Genomic DNA, 17981 nt, shown 5'->3' with positions numbered 1-17981 from the left:
AACAACTTTAACGCTAATATATTTTAACTAAAGACAGCGCTTTGTATCACTTTAAAACATTTTTTAATGGTGTTAGGTAGTCTTCAAAATATCGCCACTGCTCTGTTGCGCTTTTATAAATAGGTTGGCGAACTTGCTCTGAACTTGGGGTTTTAATATTACGCTTGGTTTTATGAAAATCGATACACGATTGTTCGAAATCCAGCCCACAAAAATCTAAAAGGCGATTAACTTCTTTATCTAAGTCTTCCACTACATCTTCATGATTCACTGTCAGCACAAAGTCAGGCAGCACCTTTTTCCAATGGTTCATTAGCTTCAAGTAGGCTTTATAATAACGCCCAATATCTTCAAGGCTGTAGCTAAAGTCTTGCCCTTCAGCGAATAACTGTTTAAAACCACTAAAACAACAAGCCATGGGTGATCGCCTAGCATCTATAATTTTAGCGTTAGGCAGTATAAGTTTGATCAAACCTAAATGCAGAAAGTTATTCGGCATTTTATCAATAAATAACGGAGCGCTTTCTCTATAAACACTTGTTTCATTAATAAATTGTTGTCCAAAACGTTTAAAGTAATCGGTATTAATTTCAGCTAAGTTTTTCGGGTATTGATTGTCGGTATTGTCTTTTTTATTGTTTCTACCACGTAAACGAGACGCTAAACCTAAAATATTATGCAGCTCCATCGTTCCGTCAACTTGACTATGTGATGCTAATATTTGCTCAAGTAGTGTTGAACCTGCACGAGGTAAGCCAACAATAAAAATAGGATCTGGTACATCGAGCCCTAACTGACCACGTTCTTCAAACAGTTCAGCAGTGCAATATTTTATTTGTTCGTCGACTTGTTGCTCAATTTTACTAATGTCGAAGCCATTATTTGCGTGTTGTAAGCTGTTACCTTCTTGATAAGCTTCAAATGCTTGACCGAAGTCTTTACGGTCTTCAAAGGCTTTACCTGTAGCGAAATGCAGCTGAATTTTATCGATTAACGCTAAGTCTTTATTAGTTCGCTTAGCTTGCATTTCAGCTATTTCTTCATCGCTAAAACGATAGGTTTTTGTATTCGCTAAACTCCAATAGGCATCACCGTAATTAGGATTAAGTTGATAAGCTTGTTGATAAGCTTTAACGGCTTCTTCTATATCGCCTTTGGCTTTTAATGCATGACCTAATTGCAAATACACACCTGAAACTAGCGTGTTATTTACTTCTGTTTTAGCTGTTGCTTGCGCTATAACTTGCTCAAAAAGGATGACAGCTTGTTCTATGTGTCCTAAACCCGTTAACACATTAGCATTAGCTAATTTAAAACTAAGATTGTCTGGTTGTAATTTGAGTGCTCTTTCAATTTGTTTAGTCGCAATTTTGTATTTACCCAAACGAATAAGTAAATTGATATAAAGAGAAAGTGCGTGAATATGATCGGGCGATAACTCTAGTGCGCTTGCCAATAAAAACTCAGCATCGTCATAAATTTTTAACTCTAAGCCTATTTCAGCAAGTAAACACATACCATCGATATGCTGCTTATTATTTTGTAAAAAGTGACGACAAATCTGTTCTGCTTTTAATAATTTCTTTTCATGCATTAACTCTGTAACAGCAAGTAAGGCAGGAGGAAGTTTTTTTAATTTGGCTAATTGATTAGCTGCTTTTTGAATATTTTCAGACTGCTTTAATTCTCTATAAATTTCAATAAGCTCTTGCCAACTAGCGACTAGACTCGGGTTAAGTTCAGTAGCCTTCTCAAAAGAAATTTGAGCTTCTTTAGGCTTTTTCAAAGCAATATTGATATAACCTAACTCTTGGTAGGCTCTACTATGTTTTTCATTTAGTTTTATTAACTCGTTAATACTAAGCAATGCTTCAGAGAAGTTTTTAGCATAACGCTGGGCTACGGCAATTAAATACCATAACTCTATTGATTCTTGATCATCTAAGCTTTGTTCTAAACACTGCTTACCTTGTGAGATTGCTTCAGTAAACTTAGCTGTTTGAATAAGTTGCTGAATTGATTTTAATGCTATATCAATTGATACATTAGCGTTATTTTCCAAGGCTTTGGCTCCACAAAAGAATACAAATAGTGTGCAAGTTAGCACAGCGGTTTAAATAATAAAAAATGCCGCTTGATTATAACATCAAACGGCATTTGCAACGAAACTACATACTATGAATAATTTAAGTTTATTTTTATTAAATAACCTTTAATCAATGTACGGCTTAATAGAAATCGTACGAGAATCTAAAACCTATAGTACGAGGTCTGTTAGATACAACTTTCGGCGTATACTGCTGAGTATCAATATACAAAATTGCACTTTCATCAGTTACGTTGTCAATAAAAAGCTCTGCTTTCCATTCATCGTTAGTTACACCAAAGCTTAAGTTAGCCAAAATATAACTGTCTTGAATATAACGACCACCAGCAAAAGTTTCACCATTACTGTCTTGGTAGTTTACACCAGCAAATACATCAGCTTCTTTTTGGATACTTAAGCCTGAGCCTGTACCATAAATTAACTGCGTAGCATCTTCGATCATATATGCATCCATGGTCATACCAGCAAGTCTATCTCCAGTATAACTAATTGATCCATTTACATAACCTGTTAAGTCACCTTTAAGCTGATAAAAATATTGAGCTTGTAAGTTACCTGAAAATTTCGCTGAGTAAGGTAATCTACTTCCTTCTGCAGGAGCAATGCCATCAAGCTGATCATTCACTGACGTTAATTCAGTATCAATGAAGCTAAATGCACCTGAAATAATCAGATTATCAGTAGCAACCCAAGTAAAGTCACCGTCAATACCTTTAATTTCAGCTTCGCCTACGTTATCAGTAAATACTAAGAAACTGATGTTGGTTGGATCATATCGTGATGTTTGTAGATCCGAGATTTGTGAATAGTAAGCTGTCGCGTTAAAACGTAATGATTGATCAAATAATGTTGATTTAAAACCCACTTCAAAATTATCTAAGCTATCTGTCGTTGAATAAACAGGAATACGGAAGCCTTCAAAAGCACCTTCTTGACTGGTAGATGAACCACCACCCACTCGGTTTGTAACCGGCGGTCTAAAACCTTCTGAATAAGAAGCAAACAATAGAACATCTTTTGATACTTGCCAATCTAGCGATGCTTTAATAATAGTGTCATCAACTGTTAGCTTACCGCTACTATCAAGTAAGCTTGTATCTAATTGACCGCTAGCGATTGCTTCTTGAATTGAAGCGGCTTCATCGGCTCCAAAAAATTCAGTTAATGCTTCAGGGCTACCATCACCAAAGGCTTGTAATCGACCACTTACATCAGCACTTGTTGTAGCACCTTTATAAATATCATCAATTTGATACCAACGAGCACCAAAGCTTGCTGTTACAGTATCTGTAATATCAAACTCTAATTGACCAAAAACGGCAATTTGATCTATCGTGTGGCTAACATCATTAACAAAGCTCACTTCAGAAGGGAATGGACCACCATTACTGTTAATACCATCACTTCCTGCAAGTGTTCTTGCTAAATCAGGAAATTTATCTGTATTGGCTATTTTAAATTGACCTACGGTAGATAACTCTTGAGAATCATAAAATATACCCGAAGTTAAACGCCAGCGGTTTTCAGCAGAAGTATTGAAACGTAATTCATGAGTAATACGTGATGAACTAGTTTCTTCTTTATAATACTTAGTTGGATCAAGACACTCTTCAGTTTCTGGAGCACTAGCATCATAGTTACAAACATAAAAAGAAGAATAAAAACCACCATTAGTATAACCAGTATAATCAATGGTTGAATTGATATCTCGGTTTAAGTAACCACCCGTATAAACAATATCTAAATGCTCAAGGCGCCCTTCTAATGTCCAAGTAGTTAAACCAAAATCATCATTATTGTTTTCTGGTGTGAAACGGTTTGTTGAAGTTTCGCCTTCAAGAGTTGGGTCATAAGCAAATACACCTTCAGTATCAAGAGACTGCTGTGTATGTTGAACTAATAAGTCCCACTCATCGTTTATCAAGTACGATAAACCAAAACGAGCACCGGCATAACTTGCTGTGTTGAAGTTGTCTTCTACTAAAGCAGCATTTTGTGGTGAAGTGATAGGTGTATTTTCAGGATCTGCTAATTTTGAGAAGCCAGCAGAAATTCTATCAATAACAACCGCACTTCCAATGTAACCACCTTCGCCAGGAACATTAAGTGTGTTGTCTATCCAACCACCTTGAAAGTCATTATACGCTGTAACTCGCACAGCCAATGAATCGTTTAAAGGCATATTAAAATAAGCTTCAACCGAGTTACTTAAATCGCCACCTTTAGTAGAGCTAATGCTTGTATCAAAACCAGCAGCAAAATCATCATGGGTAGGTTTATTGGTAATTAAACGAACAGTACCTGATTGAGAACTAGCACCAAAAAGTGTGCCTTGTGGACCGGGTAATACTTCTACGCGTTCAACATCGGTTGCGTAAATATCTAAGTTACGACCTTGCATTGATACCGGTTGTTCATCTAAGTAAAACGCTACAGAAGGCTGTAATGCTTGTACTGATGATACTGAAATATTGGTTTGGGTTGTTGCTGCACCACGAATATATATTTCGTTTTGGCCAGGACCTGTACCCTGAAATACTACATTAGGTAAAAATTCTACATATTGATCAAAATTGGAAACACCTAACTTTTCTAGGCTGTCGCCAGTTAACGCGGTAACGGTAACAGGAACTGCTTGGATAGATTCTGAACGCTTGGTCGCAGTAACTTCAATTGTCTCGATTTGAGCTTTTGGTTGTTTTATTGCTTCTTCTGCATAGATGTTGCCTGATGCCGCTATCGCTGTAAGTACAGCATAATGCAGCTTAGTGAATTTCATATGTTTTCCCTTGATATAATTTTTAATGTTAATTAAATATAGTTAGAACTCTAACTATATTTAACATCTAGTATAGTGTAACAATTTATGAAAGTCTTTTCATGACCTTAACTACATTAATTTATTCAGGATTTTTATGGTTATAATACTTAATATTATGCACACATGACTTAAGCAGATATAATATCAACACAAATAAAATTCAGGGGAATATTTTGCCTTTAGACACAGAGAGTAAACTCAATAAGAAGGTGTTTTTTAGTGCCTCTTTCATCATTATCGCACTCATACTATATACCGCTTTACTACCTACACAGGCGAAAGACTTATTTACGCTTATTCAAGCAAGTATTATTGAAAATGGCAGCTGGTTTTATGTACTTGTTGTTGCCTTTATTTTCTTCTTTGTTTCTTTTCTCGGTTTCTCTCGTTATGGCGACATACGTTTAGGACCAGATCATGCAACACCTGATTATCCCTTAGTTACTTGGCTTTCTATGTTATTTGCTGCAGGAATGGGGATTGGTTTAATGTTTTTTGGCGTTGCAGAACCCTTAATGCATTACTTGTCTCCACCTACTGCAGCTACAGGCACAGTAGAAGCTGCTCGCGAAGCGATGAAAATGACATTCTTCCATTGGGGATTACACGCATGGGCTATCTATGCGGTTGTTGCATTAGTACTCGCATACTTTAGTTATCGCCATAACCTACCTCTAACTTTACGTTCAGCACTTTACCCTTTAATTGGTGACAGAATTTACCAATGGCCAGGGCATCTAGTCGATGTGTTTGCCGTAGTTAGTACTGTTTTTGGTGTTGCTACATCCCTTGGTTTAGGTGCTTCACAGGTAAACGCTGGATTTGGTTATTTATTCGGTATTGAAGTATCTACCACCAACCAAATACTTATTATGTGCGGTATTATATCTTTAGCGGTTGTATCTGTTGCTACGGGTTTAGATAAAGGTGTTAGACGTTTATCTGAGGCCAATATGATTTTAGCTGTTATTTTATTAACACTTGTTTTCATCTTAGGTCCAACTGTATTTTTACTACAAGCTTACCTACAAAACATTGGTGATTACTTAGCTGATATTGTGCATAACACCTTCAACTTATTTGCTTATAAAAAGACAAATTGGATTGGTGGTTGGACTATATTCTACTGGGGCTGGTGGTTAGCATGGGCACCTTTTGTTGGCTTATTTATCGCTCGTATATCTCGCGGTCGTACCATCAGAGAATTTATATTAGGTGTTATGCTTATACCTACTGTATTTACGTTATTATGGATGACTATTTTCGGAAATAGCGCTATCGACTTAGTGTATAACCAAGGTGTTGTCGCCTTAGGTGATATGGTCAGTAAAGATTCCTCTGTCGCATTATTTGTATTTCTTGAGAACTTCCCACTTTCTTCAGTACTTTCATTCTTTAGTGTATTGATGATTGTTATTTTCTTCGTAACGTCATGTGATTCAGGCGCTATGGTTGTTGATATGCTGTGCTCACACGGAAGAAACGATACACCATTATGGCAACGTGTTTATTGGGCGATTGGTATAGGCGTAGTTGCTGGAATATTAATGTTGGTGGGCGGATTAAGTGCCCTTCAAACCATGACCATAGCCAGTGCACTGCCCTTTGCTATTGTATTAATTATCGCGATTATTGGTTTGATTAAAGCTTTACGTGTTGAAGCCTTTAAGCAAGATAGTCAATTAGCTACCGTGATCCCTCATTCAAGTAGTGTTAATGATGATAGCTGGCAAGATCGTTTAAAAAACATTGTTGATTTTCCAAATAAAACCAACGTTAATAAGTTTATTAAATTAACCGTTGAACCGGCATTTAACTCGGTAGCAAAAGAGCTTAAACAAAATAATATTAATGTTGAAGTAACACACGAAGACGGCTTAAGTTTGATTGTTTATCAAGGTGAAGAAAGCGTATTTATTTTCAGAGTAAAAGCCCGTAAACATTCACAACCTGACTTTGTTACCGAAGACGATGAAGACGAACAAAGCTACTACCGAGCAGAAGTTCATTTAGTTGAAGGTGGGCAAGATTACGACATTATGGGTTGGTCTAAAGCAGCAGTGATCAACAACATTATTGATCAATATCACAAGCATCTACATTTCTTACACTTAATGCGTTAAAAATTAAGTGCTAAGTATTAAAGCTCAGACTTTAATACTTGGTTTTAAAACTTAGATATTAAGACTTGAGAGCGTCAGTATTGTTAACAATATTGACGCTCGACTGAATAGTTATATTGATTTGAACCCACTAATACATACCTTTTATCACTAAATTAAATTCAGGATTAGAGCATAGTCACTATTAGGCTGCATATTTATCAACAAACTCTTTTACTACAGGTAAGACTGAACTCACTAAAAGTATAGCCATAGACACATTGAATATTTTTTGATGCTTAGGAGATTTTAAATACTTTTTAAGTCCTGCACCAAAGACTAACCAATCCCCAACAGATGAGGCAAACTGAATTTAACACCATGATTTAGTCCTGATGTCATAATCATTATATTATTTGGCCCCGGGGTAATACTTGTAGATAGTGCAAACAAAAAAATAGCAGAAAAAAATTCCATTAATTAATGAGTTCCCTTGTTAGCTAATACCTCACTTAGAGGCAAATAATTGTTAATTAAAATGTGTAACGAAACTAAGTTTTAAGCTCTACTTAATTGCCTTATAAGGTAATAAAACCAAGCATACTCAAAATAAAGAATGGAACAAAAAGAACTACAGCAGATCCTATAAGGCAAATAAGGCTAATGCCAAAAACTTTCCAATTGGATTCGAATTGGTATTTTTCTGATTCAATAATAGCCTTCTTAGTTATTTGGTGTTTTTCGGCGACTGCACGAGCGATAACAACATAAACAACGGTAAAAGGTGCACTTGGGAAATCATCGGGTAAAATAGATAAAATAGATAAGAGAGCAATTATTAAAGCTACCCCAGCGTAAAGCGTATTTCTTTTACCTTCATTGTTATTCAACGAGCTGAAATTCGTCATCAAAAAGTAGATCAACCCGACAGGTCCTCCAACAAGTGCTCCACATGCGATTTGTGTTGGTGAATAAACGTTTACTTCAGCGAGATCAGTTGAAGTATTTTCAATATCAGATTTTGGGGTTGCATAAACATTACTTTCCATAGTATTTGATTCCTAAAATTGTATGCTTAACGCTTCATTCAGAAGCCCATTTTTTTGTTAAAATAAGTGAAGGCAAGCAATATCCAGATATTTAAGTACCTAGAAATATATTGTTAGCTGTCTATTCCAGCATCTAAATATTTCAAGACTCGTTTAATGTCTGACTTTAAATAAAGCTTAATATTTATAAATATAGATTGTTTGTTAATATCGGTAAGATAAATACCACTCCTGTTAACATAACTTTCATTAGGTTCTAACTTTTCTAAATTCACGCATACAGTTCCACCAAAACTAGTAGTGTAATTGATGTTATTATCAATAATTTCTAATTCAGTAAACCATGGTTCAAAAAGGGCCATTAATGCGTGTAAAATTGAAGTAATAACAATAAATAAGAATGCCCCAACACGGAATTCATCACTTAATCCAAAAGAACTAAAAACCATTAAAATGATCGAAAAAGCAATATTTGGAACTAACCTATAATAAGTGATTAGGTGAATGCGCTGTCTAATTTTAATACTCATACCTTATCAAGACTTCTAATGCCTGATTCAGAGACTAAAAATGGTTGGCTGTAAAAAGCATAGCTAGCTATTTTTTCAGTTTAAATAACTTAGGTAAACTTAAGTACCTACACAGATAACAAACCTTTTAAATAAATTACTAACTTCATCTTTATCCGAATAGATCTTACCTTTATTAGGAAATACTTTCTCTATACAAGTAGCTTCAAATGATTTTAATTTATCATGACATGAAGCCACTGTATGACCTCCAGCAACTTGGTAACTAACATCATTACAGAAAAGTTTTGCAGTACTTACAGAAGCAGTTATAACTTCACTTGTTGAGACCTCTCCACCATTTATCAAATATTTAAATAGCATTTTACTATCAGTCGGATCGAAATCATTCTTCGGTGTAGAAGAAAAATTTCATATTATTCCTTTATATGATGGTAGGTTGTGGTTTATCTAACAGTTTAATGTAAGTGATTAAGTGAGTCAGTTTATAGTTATTTCCCTCTCAATATCATATTGAAATGGAACACTCTAGTTAGTTAGGATTTTAAGCCTAATAACTTATTCTGAGGTCAGGTTAACTATACTGGCACTTAACGTATCTAACTCTAATAATGGCGCTGCGTCTAACTCATTAGCGTTCATCATATCCGCAAGACGTTCAACCGACGACAACAATTGCGATTGTTCCCAACCAGCTAAATTAGCAAACTTTTTAATGAAATGTTCTTGAAGAGGTTGTGGCGCTTTTAGCAAAATAGCTTCGCCATTTTCAGTTAAATATAAACCCACTTTACGCTTATCTTTTGTGTCTCGTACTCTTGAAACAAGATCTTTGTTTTCTAAACGGTCAAGAATATTAGTTACGGTAGCCGCACTTAGGTTAATGTTTTTAGCAACTTGTCCTGAATTAATACCCGAGGTTTTTACTATCTCTTGCATAATTAATAATTGCGGACTCGTTAGGCCTGACGTTTTGCTCAGGTGTTTAGAATGCAGATCAATTGCCCTGATAACTTTTCTTAGTGCAATTAATAACTCTTGATGTTTTTCCATAAAAGGTAAGACTGTAAATATTGATTTTACTTAGTTTAATCAAAATCAAAAGGGGATCACAGGTAAATTACACTTTAGGGTGATTTATCTGGGGTTAAAATTATTTATTAACTTATATCTGCATTTAAACTGACTTTAAAAAGAGACACTAAAGGTTATCAGGTCGCCTTCATTTAACTCCACCGAAACTTTCATATCACCTCGCTCAGCCAAAGTTTTAACTATGGCTAAACCTAAGCCAAAATGCGTTTCAGATGTTCGAGCATTGTCTTTTTGCCATAACGGTTCAAACATGTTTTGTATATCTGTTTGAGTTAAATTTTGCATTGGTACATTAGCAACGTTAAGTACGGGATGTTGTTCAACAAGGCTGAGTTTAATATTCACTTTACTTGCTTCAGGACTATAATGTACGGCATTGTTAATGAGGTTTGTGATTATTGCTTCAACTGAAAACACATCATTCACAATAACTAATTCATCAGGAATATTACGTTCTATTCGCTGCCCAATATTCGGCTGTGAAATAGCTAAACGTTCAAGAATGGCTGAAATAGTTACCGATAAGTTTATGTTTTCAAGAGTTAAATGAAATTGCTCTGAGCCAACTTTATTTAACAACAATAACGATTCAACAATGTTTTTCATACGTGTTGAAATAGACAAAACATCATCTTTGTAATTTTCTAGCACTTCAGCATTATCAGGATACTTTATCGCTATTTCACTCACACTCATTAGCTCGGTGATCGGTGTTTTAAGCTCATGTGCTATATCTGAGGTAAGGCGTTTTTCATTTTTAAGTAGTACTCTGTTTTCAATCAAAAATTGATTCAATTCATCGATAATTGTTTTTATCTCACTCGGAGGAGAATCAATGATAAATGTTTCAGATTCGTTATTTATATCTATTTCCCTAATCTGCTGGTTAAGCAATATGATAGGTTTTAGTCCATTTGAAACAATTCTATTTACTAAGTATCTAATGAAAAATGCAGTTCCAATCGCGGTAAGTAAAAAGACAACATCAATCAGAATTAAAATACGTTCAAGGGTTGCGCTTGAACGAGCAAAAACAAGATAAATAGGCGGATGAAATTCATTAAGGTTGTCATCACTATATTTACTATCACCTGTGGAGTTTTCGTTTTGAGGGATAAACTTAAAGAGAAACACTCGCCCACTCCTGCCGTCAGGTAAGTCAGACTCAACAATGGCATTTTCACCTAATAATAAGTCGACTTTATTGAAGTTAAATTCAGAAGCTGCATTTAAGGTTTGTGAATATTTCAGGAGCTTTTTGTTTGACCAGATTTGAAAGTATTCGGCGTTGTCGCTGCGGTTAAACTCTGTCATTACATCCGTTAGCATAGTGAGTTGGATGGCATTCTCTTTATAGCTGATTAAATTAACGAGGCTTTTACCTTTCTGCTCTAAAGACTCATCAAATTGTTTATCAACATAACTATCAACACTAATATCTAAAAATAGTAAAACCAAAAATAAAATGATGGTAATAAATGTTGTTAGTTGTCTAACTAAAGATTGCTTAATTGATGCCATTTCTAATCCTAAAAATTCGTTTATCTGTCAGTTGAAACTTCAGTAGCAACATAACCAAAACCACGTTTGTTTTTAACAGGGAAAGTGGCAGAGAAATGTTTTAATTTTTTACGAATAGACGAGATATGAGCTTCTAATGAGTTTTTATTAACCGCATCGTATTTGCCAACGATGTATTCACCCATTTTTTCGGCACTAACAATCCGCTCTTTATTGATAAATAAACATTCTGTAATTTTATATTCTGTTGGTGTTAACTCTATTGGTTGGTCTTGGTAACTAAAGACTTTAGCTTGTAAATCAACAACAAAATCATTAATAGTAATTGTATTAGAGGTTCTTAATAACTCACCTCTTCTAGTTAACGCTATAATTCGGGCGTGTAACTCATCAAATGAGAAAGGCTTAGTCATGTAGTCGTCAGCGCCTATTAATAAACCATCAATACGATCAGTGATGTGATCTTTAGCCGACAGTATCAAAACTTTACTTTGTTTTTTATGCTTTCTTAAGGTTTTTAATATCGATAAGCCATCTACACTTGGCAGCATTAAGTCTAAAATAATAACGTCGTAATCATCGGCTAATGCCATAGACAATCCGTCAGCGCCATCACTCGCTTCATCCACAGCAAAACCTAAGCCCACCAAGCCTATACGCAAACTACGTCTTAATTTATCAGAGTCTTCAACAAGTAAAATATTCATACTAAAAGTTATCGCTATTTTTTACTATTTTATCATTCGATTCTTAAGGTTGACTGAATTTTAAGGAGGTAAATAACTCAATACCTATTTATTTAATACTTCAGCATTCCTTAAGTTTCCCCTCAGGTGATCTTAAGTTCAACTTGATAATTTAGCGGTAAGAGTTATTACACTTATCGAGTTATCAATGACAATACAAAAACATAAAGGCTTTAAACGTATTTATTTAGCGTTTATTAATTCATTACAAGGTTTTAAATGGCTTGTAAGAAACGAAGCTGCTTTTCAACAAGAGTTATTACTTATCGCTATGTTATCTGCGATTAGTTTTTTCTTACCTGTGAGTTTATTAATACATTTATTACTAATTGTATCGTTACTTTTTGTACTTTTGATTGAAGTAATAAATACCGCAATTGAAGTTGCTATAGATTGCATAAGTACTGAGCACCACCCTTTGTCTGGATTAGCTAAAGATCTAGGCTCGTTAGCCGTATTTATTAGCTTAGCTATCGCAATGACTACATGGGGTGTTGTTTTATGGCAACTTTAATAAATAAGCAAACAAATGTTGATATGAATTTTTCAGCAACGGCTCCATTAAATAACACCTCTACTTACTCTGTTGGTTTCGCTATTAAAAAGCTGACTCGATTATTAGGTCCCGTTGGCATTATTCTACATTTTTATGTATATGCACTCGTCTTACTTTCAATTTCACGCTTGGCTTTAATTGTATGGCAGGCAGAAAGAACGTTAGCTGAAGATTCATGGCCACAAATTTTATTGAATGGTTTACGTATTGATATATCGGTATTGTCTTACTTGTTTATCATTCCAGTGTTAGTGACTTGTATTGCTTTATTTTTTAATTCAAATAAAGAAACTTTACGTATATTTATAAAAATTTGGCTAATTACAGCGGTTACCGCATTAGTCTTTTTTGAAGCTATAACACCTACCTTTATTTTAGAATACGATTTAAGACCTAATCGCTTATTTATTGAGTACCTTATTTACCCGAAAGAAGTATGCGCTATGCTTTTTACGGGATACAAAGTTGAGATAATAAGCTGTTTGATCATTATTGCTTTAGCGATAAAATTTCTCACCAAGTTATTTAATACACATTGGCAAGCGAGTACAAATTTACCTAGAAAATATAAAGCGGCATTAGCTATAGTTTTGATATTAATGTGTGCCTTAGGCGCTAGAGGCACTTTACAACATCGCCCTATTAACCCAGCGATGATGGCATTTTCGACAGACCACTTAGTCAACGAGCTTACCTTAAATTCTCTTTATTCAACTTTATTTGCCTTAAAACAAATGCAACTTGAAATGAGCAGTGCTGATTTTTACGGTGATATGCCATTTGAAGAAGCTCTAGCTCAAGTACAGCAAGCATCTAACCTTGCTCCTGAGCAGTATTTAAATAAAGAAGTGCCAACACAAGCTTTTCATCAAGCCAGCTACAAAGGTAAACCTAAAAATATTGTAATACTACTTCAAGAAAGTTTAGGTGCTAGATATGTAGGAGCTTTAGGTGGTTTGCCTTTATCCCCTTCGTTAGATAAATTAATGACTGAAGGTTGGAATTTAACAAATTTATACGCAACAGGTACGCGTTCAGTACGAGGTATTGAAGCGATAACAACCGGTTTTTTACCCACCACATCTCGTTCGGTAGTTAAGTTAGGTAAATCTCAAAACAACTTTTTTACTATTGCTGATTTTTTACAAAAACAAAATTATCACACACAATTTATTTATGGTGGTGAAAGTCACTTTGATAATATGAAAAGCTTTTTCTTAGGTAATGGCTTTGCTGATATTGTTGATCATCCTAAATTCAATAAAATAGCATTTGAAGGTTCTTGGGGGGCATCGGATGAAGATTTATATATTCAAGCTCATCAAGAATTCACTCAGTTAGCTCATAACGATCAGCCTTTTTTTAGTTTAGTATTTACGAGTTCAAATCATACACCTTATGAATTTCCTGACGGTAAAATAGACTTATACGATAAAGACAAAAATACGCGAAACAATGCCGCCAAATATGCAGATTATGCGTTAGGCGCCTTTTTCGAAAAAGCTAAAAAATCTAACTATTGGGAAAACACCATATTTTTAATCGTAGCAGATCATGACTCCAGAGTAGCAGGAGCTGAATTAGTACCTATACAGAATTTTCATATCCCTGCAGTATTTATTGGTGAAGGTATTGAAGCTAAAAAGGATATTCGATTAACTAGCCAAATTGATCTAGCCCCTACCTTATTATCTCTTGCTGGAATAAGTGGGGATCATCCAATGCTGGGTCACGATTTAACTCAAGAAATACCTGATAATAAATTACGCGCTTTAATGCAATATGATAAAAACTTTGCGTACATAACAAACACTAACAAAGTATTTTTACAGCCAGATAAAGAGGCTTTAGTGATAGGGAAAAACACCTTGCCTGAAGACGAGAAAAAAAGCCTAATTACACGAGTAAAAGCTCACGCTATTTTAGGCAGTAAACTGTATCAAAACCAAGCTTATAAATGATAGATACAGATAAATATTTATAATCCTATTTATCAATAACTAAATCATTTACACGTTAACGAATTAATGAATAAAAAGAGGAGAAAACATAAAGAAAGATGAAGGAATAATTCAGTAGTTCTTCAGTTTAGATTAAGTCTTATTTAAGTATTAAACGGCACAATATTATTTTTATTAAAGAGATAATATTGTGCAAAAATTATTAGCTAAAACCCTCACCTTAAATTCAGTTACCCTGCTGATAAGTATTTATTTCTCATTAGTTTTTAACTTCCCTTTTTTACAAAAAACTTATTATGACTTAGCTAAACTAAATAGCTTTGATTGGGCTTATTTAGTCTCCTTACCGATTTTTTTAACTTGTATATTTGTGCTGTTTTTTAGTTTATTACCTAAGCAATACATTTATAAAATAGTGGTGAGTATTTTCATCCTTTTATCTGCTGCGTTTTTTTATGCCATTAATAGTTACGGTATTATCTTTGACTATGGCATGGTTGAAAATATGCTTGAAACATCAACATCTGAAGCTTTTACCTACCTTAATCCTTCAGCTATTATTTATGTAGGTTTGTTAACCTTCATTCCGTTACTATTCTTATTCAAAATAAATAAGCAAAAACAAACATATAAAGTTAGTATGATTGAACGACTAAAGCTGATTACTGCTGCCCTTGTTATCATCTTTATTATTGCTGCTAGTCTTTACTCTAGCTATGCATCGGTTAATCGAAACAACCGAGAATTAGCCAAATATATTGTGCCCTTTCCAACCCTAGTTTCTAGCTATAAATACGTTAAACAAAATTACTTTTATGAGCCTAGCGTTTTTAAAATATTAGATGCTGAGCCTAAATTTAAAAAGATTAATACTGGCGATAAAAACGTGATTGTTATGATAGTTGGCGAAACTGCGAGAGCAAAAAACTTCTCTTTAAATGGTTATGAAAAAGCGACAAATGAATATACAGCAAAACTCAATATTCAGTCTTTCAAAAATATTTACTCCTGCGGAACGGCAACAGCAGTATCAGTGCCTTGTATGTTTTCATTATTAAACAAACCAGAGTTTAATAAGCAGCTTGCAGCATCACAACAAAACTTATTAGACATAGCTAAACTAGCCGATGTAGACGTTTTATGGATAGACAATAACGAAGGCTGTAAGGGCGTATGTAAAAGAGTAGCAACCATTGAAATAGATAAAAATCAAAGTAACTCTTTATGCGATGGAGATTATTGTTTTGACGAAATATTACTGCCACAACTTGAGCAAAAGTTAACAAATTTAACCCACCAAACCACATTAATTGTATTACATTTAATGGGCTCACACGGACCAACCTATTACCGTCGCTATCCTGATAAATTTTCAACCTTTTTACCTGATTGTCAGCAAAGTGATATTCAAAACTGCACCTCTGAACAACTTGTAAATACTTACGACAATACGATTCACTATTCTGATTACGTTATTTCAGAAGTTGTAAACATATTGGATAAGTTAGTTAAAACAACTGAGCAATCTACTGCTAACAATAGTGAGACATTACGTAATTCAACAGCAAGAAGTACAACTCCTAAAAGAATAAATGCTGAGATGTTATATGTATCAGATCATGGTGAATCGTTAGGCGAACACGGCTTATATTTACATGGATTTCCTTATTCAATAGCACCGAGTGAGCAAACCCATATTCCTATGCTTTTTTGGTCGAATAACAGCGCTCATAAAATAAAAGGTCTATGTGCCCAAGCAAGCAGTAAAAAGGCCTTTAGCCATGATAATATATTTCACACTATGTTAGGTTTACTCAATATTGAAACAACAAGTTATCAAGCTAAAAAGGACATTTTTAACTTATGCATTAGCTAGTTTTAATGCTAAGTTAAATCATATAAATTGCATGCTTACTGTCACGGCAGCGAGATGACTAAACAAGGATCCGTAATTATAGTGATGAAAAATCTCTCATTTTTATTTCTCATTCTTTTTGCTTTAGATACTCAGGCGGTGTCTTTTGAAGATGATATTGTTTCGGCTTTGTTAGAAAGAACCACACATAATGTTAGTTATGATGGTGCTTATTTATCAATTCCTTACCCTAATGGTGACGTTCCTGACAATATAGGTGTTTGTACTGATGTTCTGATCCGTTCTTATAGAGAATTAGGAACAGATCTTCAAAAGCTTGTTCATGAAGATATGCTGGATAACTTTAATTTATACCCATCCAAACGTATTTGGGGATTAAGTCGAACTGATAAAAACATAGATCATAGGCGAGTACCTAACCTACAAGCCTTTTTCTCAAGGCATGGAGAAGTTTTAAATATATCTGATGATGCAAAAGATTATAAAACAGGCGATATAGTAAGCTGGGTATTACCTGGTAACCTTCCTCATATTGGCGTTATTATTAATCGTGTATCAGCGCAATCGGGCAATCCCCTTATTGTACATAATATCGGTAGAGGACCTAAAGTTGAAGACATGCTTTTCAATTATAAAATCACAGGTCATTATCGATATGTTCCAGAAAAATATAAAACTCAGCAGTAGTAATATAATAGTAAAAAACGATTCACTATTAACGTTTTCTTCAACGATCTTTTAAGGGTTATTTATGATTTATTCAACGACTGAAACTATTCCAGGTAGAGATATCAAAGAGATAGTGGGTATTGTTACGGGCAATGTTGTTCAAGCTAAGCATATTGGACGAGATATTATGGCAGGCTTAAAAAGCATTGTTGGTGGTGAAATTAGAGGCTATACCGAAATGTTAACCGATGCTAGAGATATAGCGATTCAACGTTTGATTGCCAATGCGAGCGCAAAAGGCGCTGATGCAGTTGTAGGCATACGTTTTACTACAAGTTCAATAGTGGATGGTTCGTCTGAAATAATGGCCTTTGGAACCGCTGTAACATTAAAATAGATAAATGATTAATAATACCAAACGGATTAATTTATTGAACAACTTAGAGCTACATTAGCAAGCTTAGAACAAGCAAAATTGATTAAACATAGTTATTCTATATTTTTTAATTTTGTGATGTTATCAGTTTGCTAATGAGCTCCCGAAGGGCGAGAATTTAAAGGCTCATATACCGCGTTATTGATTTTGACAAGGTTCCTACATGGATGTAGGACATTAGGGTAACGCAGGAGCAGTTACCGAGAATAACCATTCTCTTCAATCAATGCCTCGCCTACATGGATGTAGGTGCTTAGGTTCAGTCTGGAACTATGAACCTGTGCCTCTAAGCCTTTAAATTCTCGCTAAGTGAGCAATAAATTAATCCGTTTGGTATAACACTCTCCCTGCAATAACAACAAAAATAAAACATAAAAAAAGCCTCAGTATAACGACTAAGGCTTTCATGAAAAGTGCTTAACTTTTATCTATAAGCTTAACTTTGTATTTGTAAGCGATAGATAATGTAAAAACTTAGGTGATGTTATTGCATATCACTTTATTAATGACCA

14 protein-coding genes and 1 pseudogene are annotated in these 17981 nt (G+C 34.5%); 6 read left to right on the top strand and 9 right to left on the bottom strand.

Going from position 1 to position 17981, the window contains the following annotated elements; translation table 11 throughout:
* Window positions 1–46: 46 nt before the first annotated feature.
* Entirely contained in the window at window positions 47–2062 is a 2016-nt protein-coding gene (locus ACPUVN_RS19425) for a tetratricopeptide repeat-containing sulfotransferase family protein (RefSeq protein ID WP_426369688.1), read from the bottom strand.
* Between the two features lie 166 nt (window positions 2063–2228).
* Entirely contained in the window at window positions 2229–4886 is a 2658-nt protein-coding gene (locus ACPUVN_RS19420; protein WP_426369687.1) for a TonB-dependent receptor, read from the bottom strand.
* Window positions 4887–5098: 212 nt separating this feature from the next.
* Between ACPUVN_RS19420 and ACPUVN_RS19415 the strand changes: the two genes are divergently transcribed.
* Window positions 5099–7051, top strand: a complete 1953-nt coding sequence (locus tag ACPUVN_RS19415) for a BCCT family transporter (RefSeq protein WP_426360600.1) — start codon at window positions 5099–5101, stop codon at window positions 7049–7051.
* Window positions 7052–7375: 324 nt separating this feature from the next.
* On the opposite strand, the pseudogene ACPUVN_RS19410 reads toward ACPUVN_RS19415, so the two are convergent.
* The 7 genes and pseudogenes from ACPUVN_RS19410 to ACPUVN_RS19380 form a co-directional block, all read right to left on the bottom strand.
* Window positions 7376–7507, bottom strand: a pseudogene (locus ACPUVN_RS19410) (LysE family translocator); the annotation flags it as partial.
* 101 nt (window positions 7508–7608) lie between these two features.
* Window positions 7609–8079, bottom strand: a complete 471-nt coding sequence (locus ACPUVN_RS19405) for a hypothetical protein (protein ID WP_426369686.1) — start codon at window positions 8077–8079, stop codon at window positions 7609–7611.
* A 113-nt stretch (window positions 8080–8192) separates the two neighbouring features.
* Window positions 8193–8609: a hypothetical protein gene (locus ACPUVN_RS19400; RefSeq protein ID WP_426369685.1), complete on the bottom strand. Its 417-nt coding sequence runs from the start codon at window positions 8607–8609 to the stop codon at window positions 8193–8195.
* 99 nt (window positions 8610–8708) lie between these two features.
* Window positions 8709–8972 (bottom strand): hypothetical protein, encoded by a 264-nt coding sequence (locus ACPUVN_RS19395; protein ID WP_426358651.1) that lies wholly within the window; start codon window positions 8970–8972, stop codon window positions 8709–8711.
* Window positions 8973–9167: 195 nt separating this feature from the next.
* Window positions 9168–9662, bottom strand: a complete 495-nt coding sequence (locus ACPUVN_RS19390; protein WP_426358652.1) for a MarR family winged helix-turn-helix transcriptional regulator — start codon at window positions 9660–9662, stop codon at window positions 9168–9170.
* A gap of 135 nt (window positions 9663–9797) precedes the next feature.
* Complete coding sequence (locus ACPUVN_RS19385) at window positions 9798–11225, bottom strand: ATP-binding protein (protein ID WP_426358653.1); 1428 nt, start codon at window positions 11223–11225, stop codon at window positions 9798–9800.
* Between the two features lie 20 nt (window positions 11226–11245).
* Window positions 11246–11932 carry a response regulator transcription factor gene (locus ACPUVN_RS19380; RefSeq protein WP_426358654.1) on the bottom strand — a complete coding sequence of 229 codons (687 nt, stop codon included), beginning with the start codon at window positions 11930–11932 and terminating at the stop codon, window positions 11246–11248.
* Between the two features lie 187 nt (window positions 11933–12119).
* On the opposite strand from ACPUVN_RS19380, the gene ACPUVN_RS19375 reads away from it, so the two are divergent.
* The 5 genes from ACPUVN_RS19375 (at window position 12120) to ACPUVN_RS19355 (ending at window position 17430) form a co-directional block, all read left to right on the top strand.
* On the top strand, window positions 12120–12485 hold the full coding sequence (locus ACPUVN_RS19375) for a diacylglycerol kinase (protein ID WP_426369684.1): 366 nt from the start codon (window positions 12120–12122) through the stop codon (window positions 12483–12485).
* A 23-nt stretch (window positions 12486–12508) separates the two neighbouring features.
* The gene (locus ACPUVN_RS19370; protein WP_426370587.1) at window positions 12509–14488 is read left to right on the top strand and encodes an LTA synthase family protein; all 1980 of its coding nucleotides are present in this window, start codon (window positions 12509–12511) and stop codon (window positions 14486–14488) included.
* 190 nt (window positions 14489–14678) lie between these two features.
* Window positions 14679–16364, top strand: coding sequence for a phosphoethanolamine transferase (locus tag ACPUVN_RS19365; protein WP_426358656.1), 1686 nt, complete (start codon window positions 14679–14681; stop codon window positions 16362–16364).
* Between the two features lie 84 nt (window positions 16365–16448).
* Window positions 16449–17051 (top strand): DUF1287 domain-containing protein, encoded by a 603-nt coding sequence (locus tag ACPUVN_RS19360; protein ID WP_426369683.1) that lies wholly within the window; start codon window positions 16449–16451, stop codon window positions 17049–17051.
* A 64-nt stretch (window positions 17052–17115) separates the two neighbouring features.
* Window positions 17116–17430, top strand: coding sequence for a heavy metal-binding domain-containing protein (locus ACPUVN_RS19355; protein WP_426358658.1), 315 nt, complete (start codon window positions 17116–17118; stop codon window positions 17428–17430).
* The last annotated feature ends 551 nt before the right edge of the window (window positions 17431–17981 follow it).

It is taken from the genome of Pseudocolwellia antarctica (assembly GCF_049933045.1).
In the GTDB taxonomy this organism is placed as follows: Bacteria; Pseudomonadota; Gammaproteobacteria; order Enterobacterales; family Alteromonadaceae; genus Pseudocolwellia.
This window is presented reverse-complemented; position numbering and strand designations above follow the sequence as displayed.

Coding starts and splice junctions, on each gene's coding strand:
- ACPUVN_RS19420 (WP_426369687.1), bottom strand. CDS start 4,886: ATGAAATTCACTAAGCTGCATTATGCTGTACTTACAGCGATAGCGGCA.
- ACPUVN_RS19405 (WP_426369686.1), bottom strand. CDS start 8,079: ATGGAAAGTAATGTTTATGCAACCCCAAAATCTGATATTGAAAATACT.
- ACPUVN_RS19400 (WP_426369685.1), bottom strand. CDS start 8,609: ATGAGTATTAAAATTAGACAGCGCATTCACCTAATCACTTATTATAGG.
- ACPUVN_RS19395 (WP_426358651.1), bottom strand. CDS start 8,972: ATGCTATTTAAATATTTGATAAATGGTGGAGAGGTCTCAACAAGTGAA.
- ACPUVN_RS19390 (WP_426358652.1), bottom strand. CDS start 9,662: ATGGAAAAACATCAAGAGTTATTAATTGCACTAAGAAAAGTTATCAGG.
- ACPUVN_RS19385 (WP_426358653.1), bottom strand. CDS start 11,225: ATGGCATCAATTAAGCAATCTTTAGTTAGACAACTAACAACATTTATT.
- ACPUVN_RS19380 (WP_426358654.1), bottom strand. CDS start 11,932: ATGAATATTTTACTTGTTGAAGACTCTGATAAATTAAGACGTAGTTTG.
- ACPUVN_RS19375 (WP_426369684.1), top strand. CDS start 12,120: ATGACAATACAAAAACATAAAGGCTTTAAACGTATTTATTTAGCGTTT.
- ACPUVN_RS19370 (WP_426370587.1), top strand. CDS start 12,509: ATGAATTTTTCAGCAACGGCTCCATTAAATAACACCTCTACTTACTCT.
- ACPUVN_RS19360 (WP_426369683.1), top strand. CDS start 16,449: ATGAAAAATCTCTCATTTTTATTTCTCATTCTTTTTGCTTTAGATACT.
- ACPUVN_RS19355 (WP_426358658.1), top strand. CDS start 17,116: ATGATTTATTCAACGACTGAAACTATTCCAGGTAGAGATATCAAAGAG.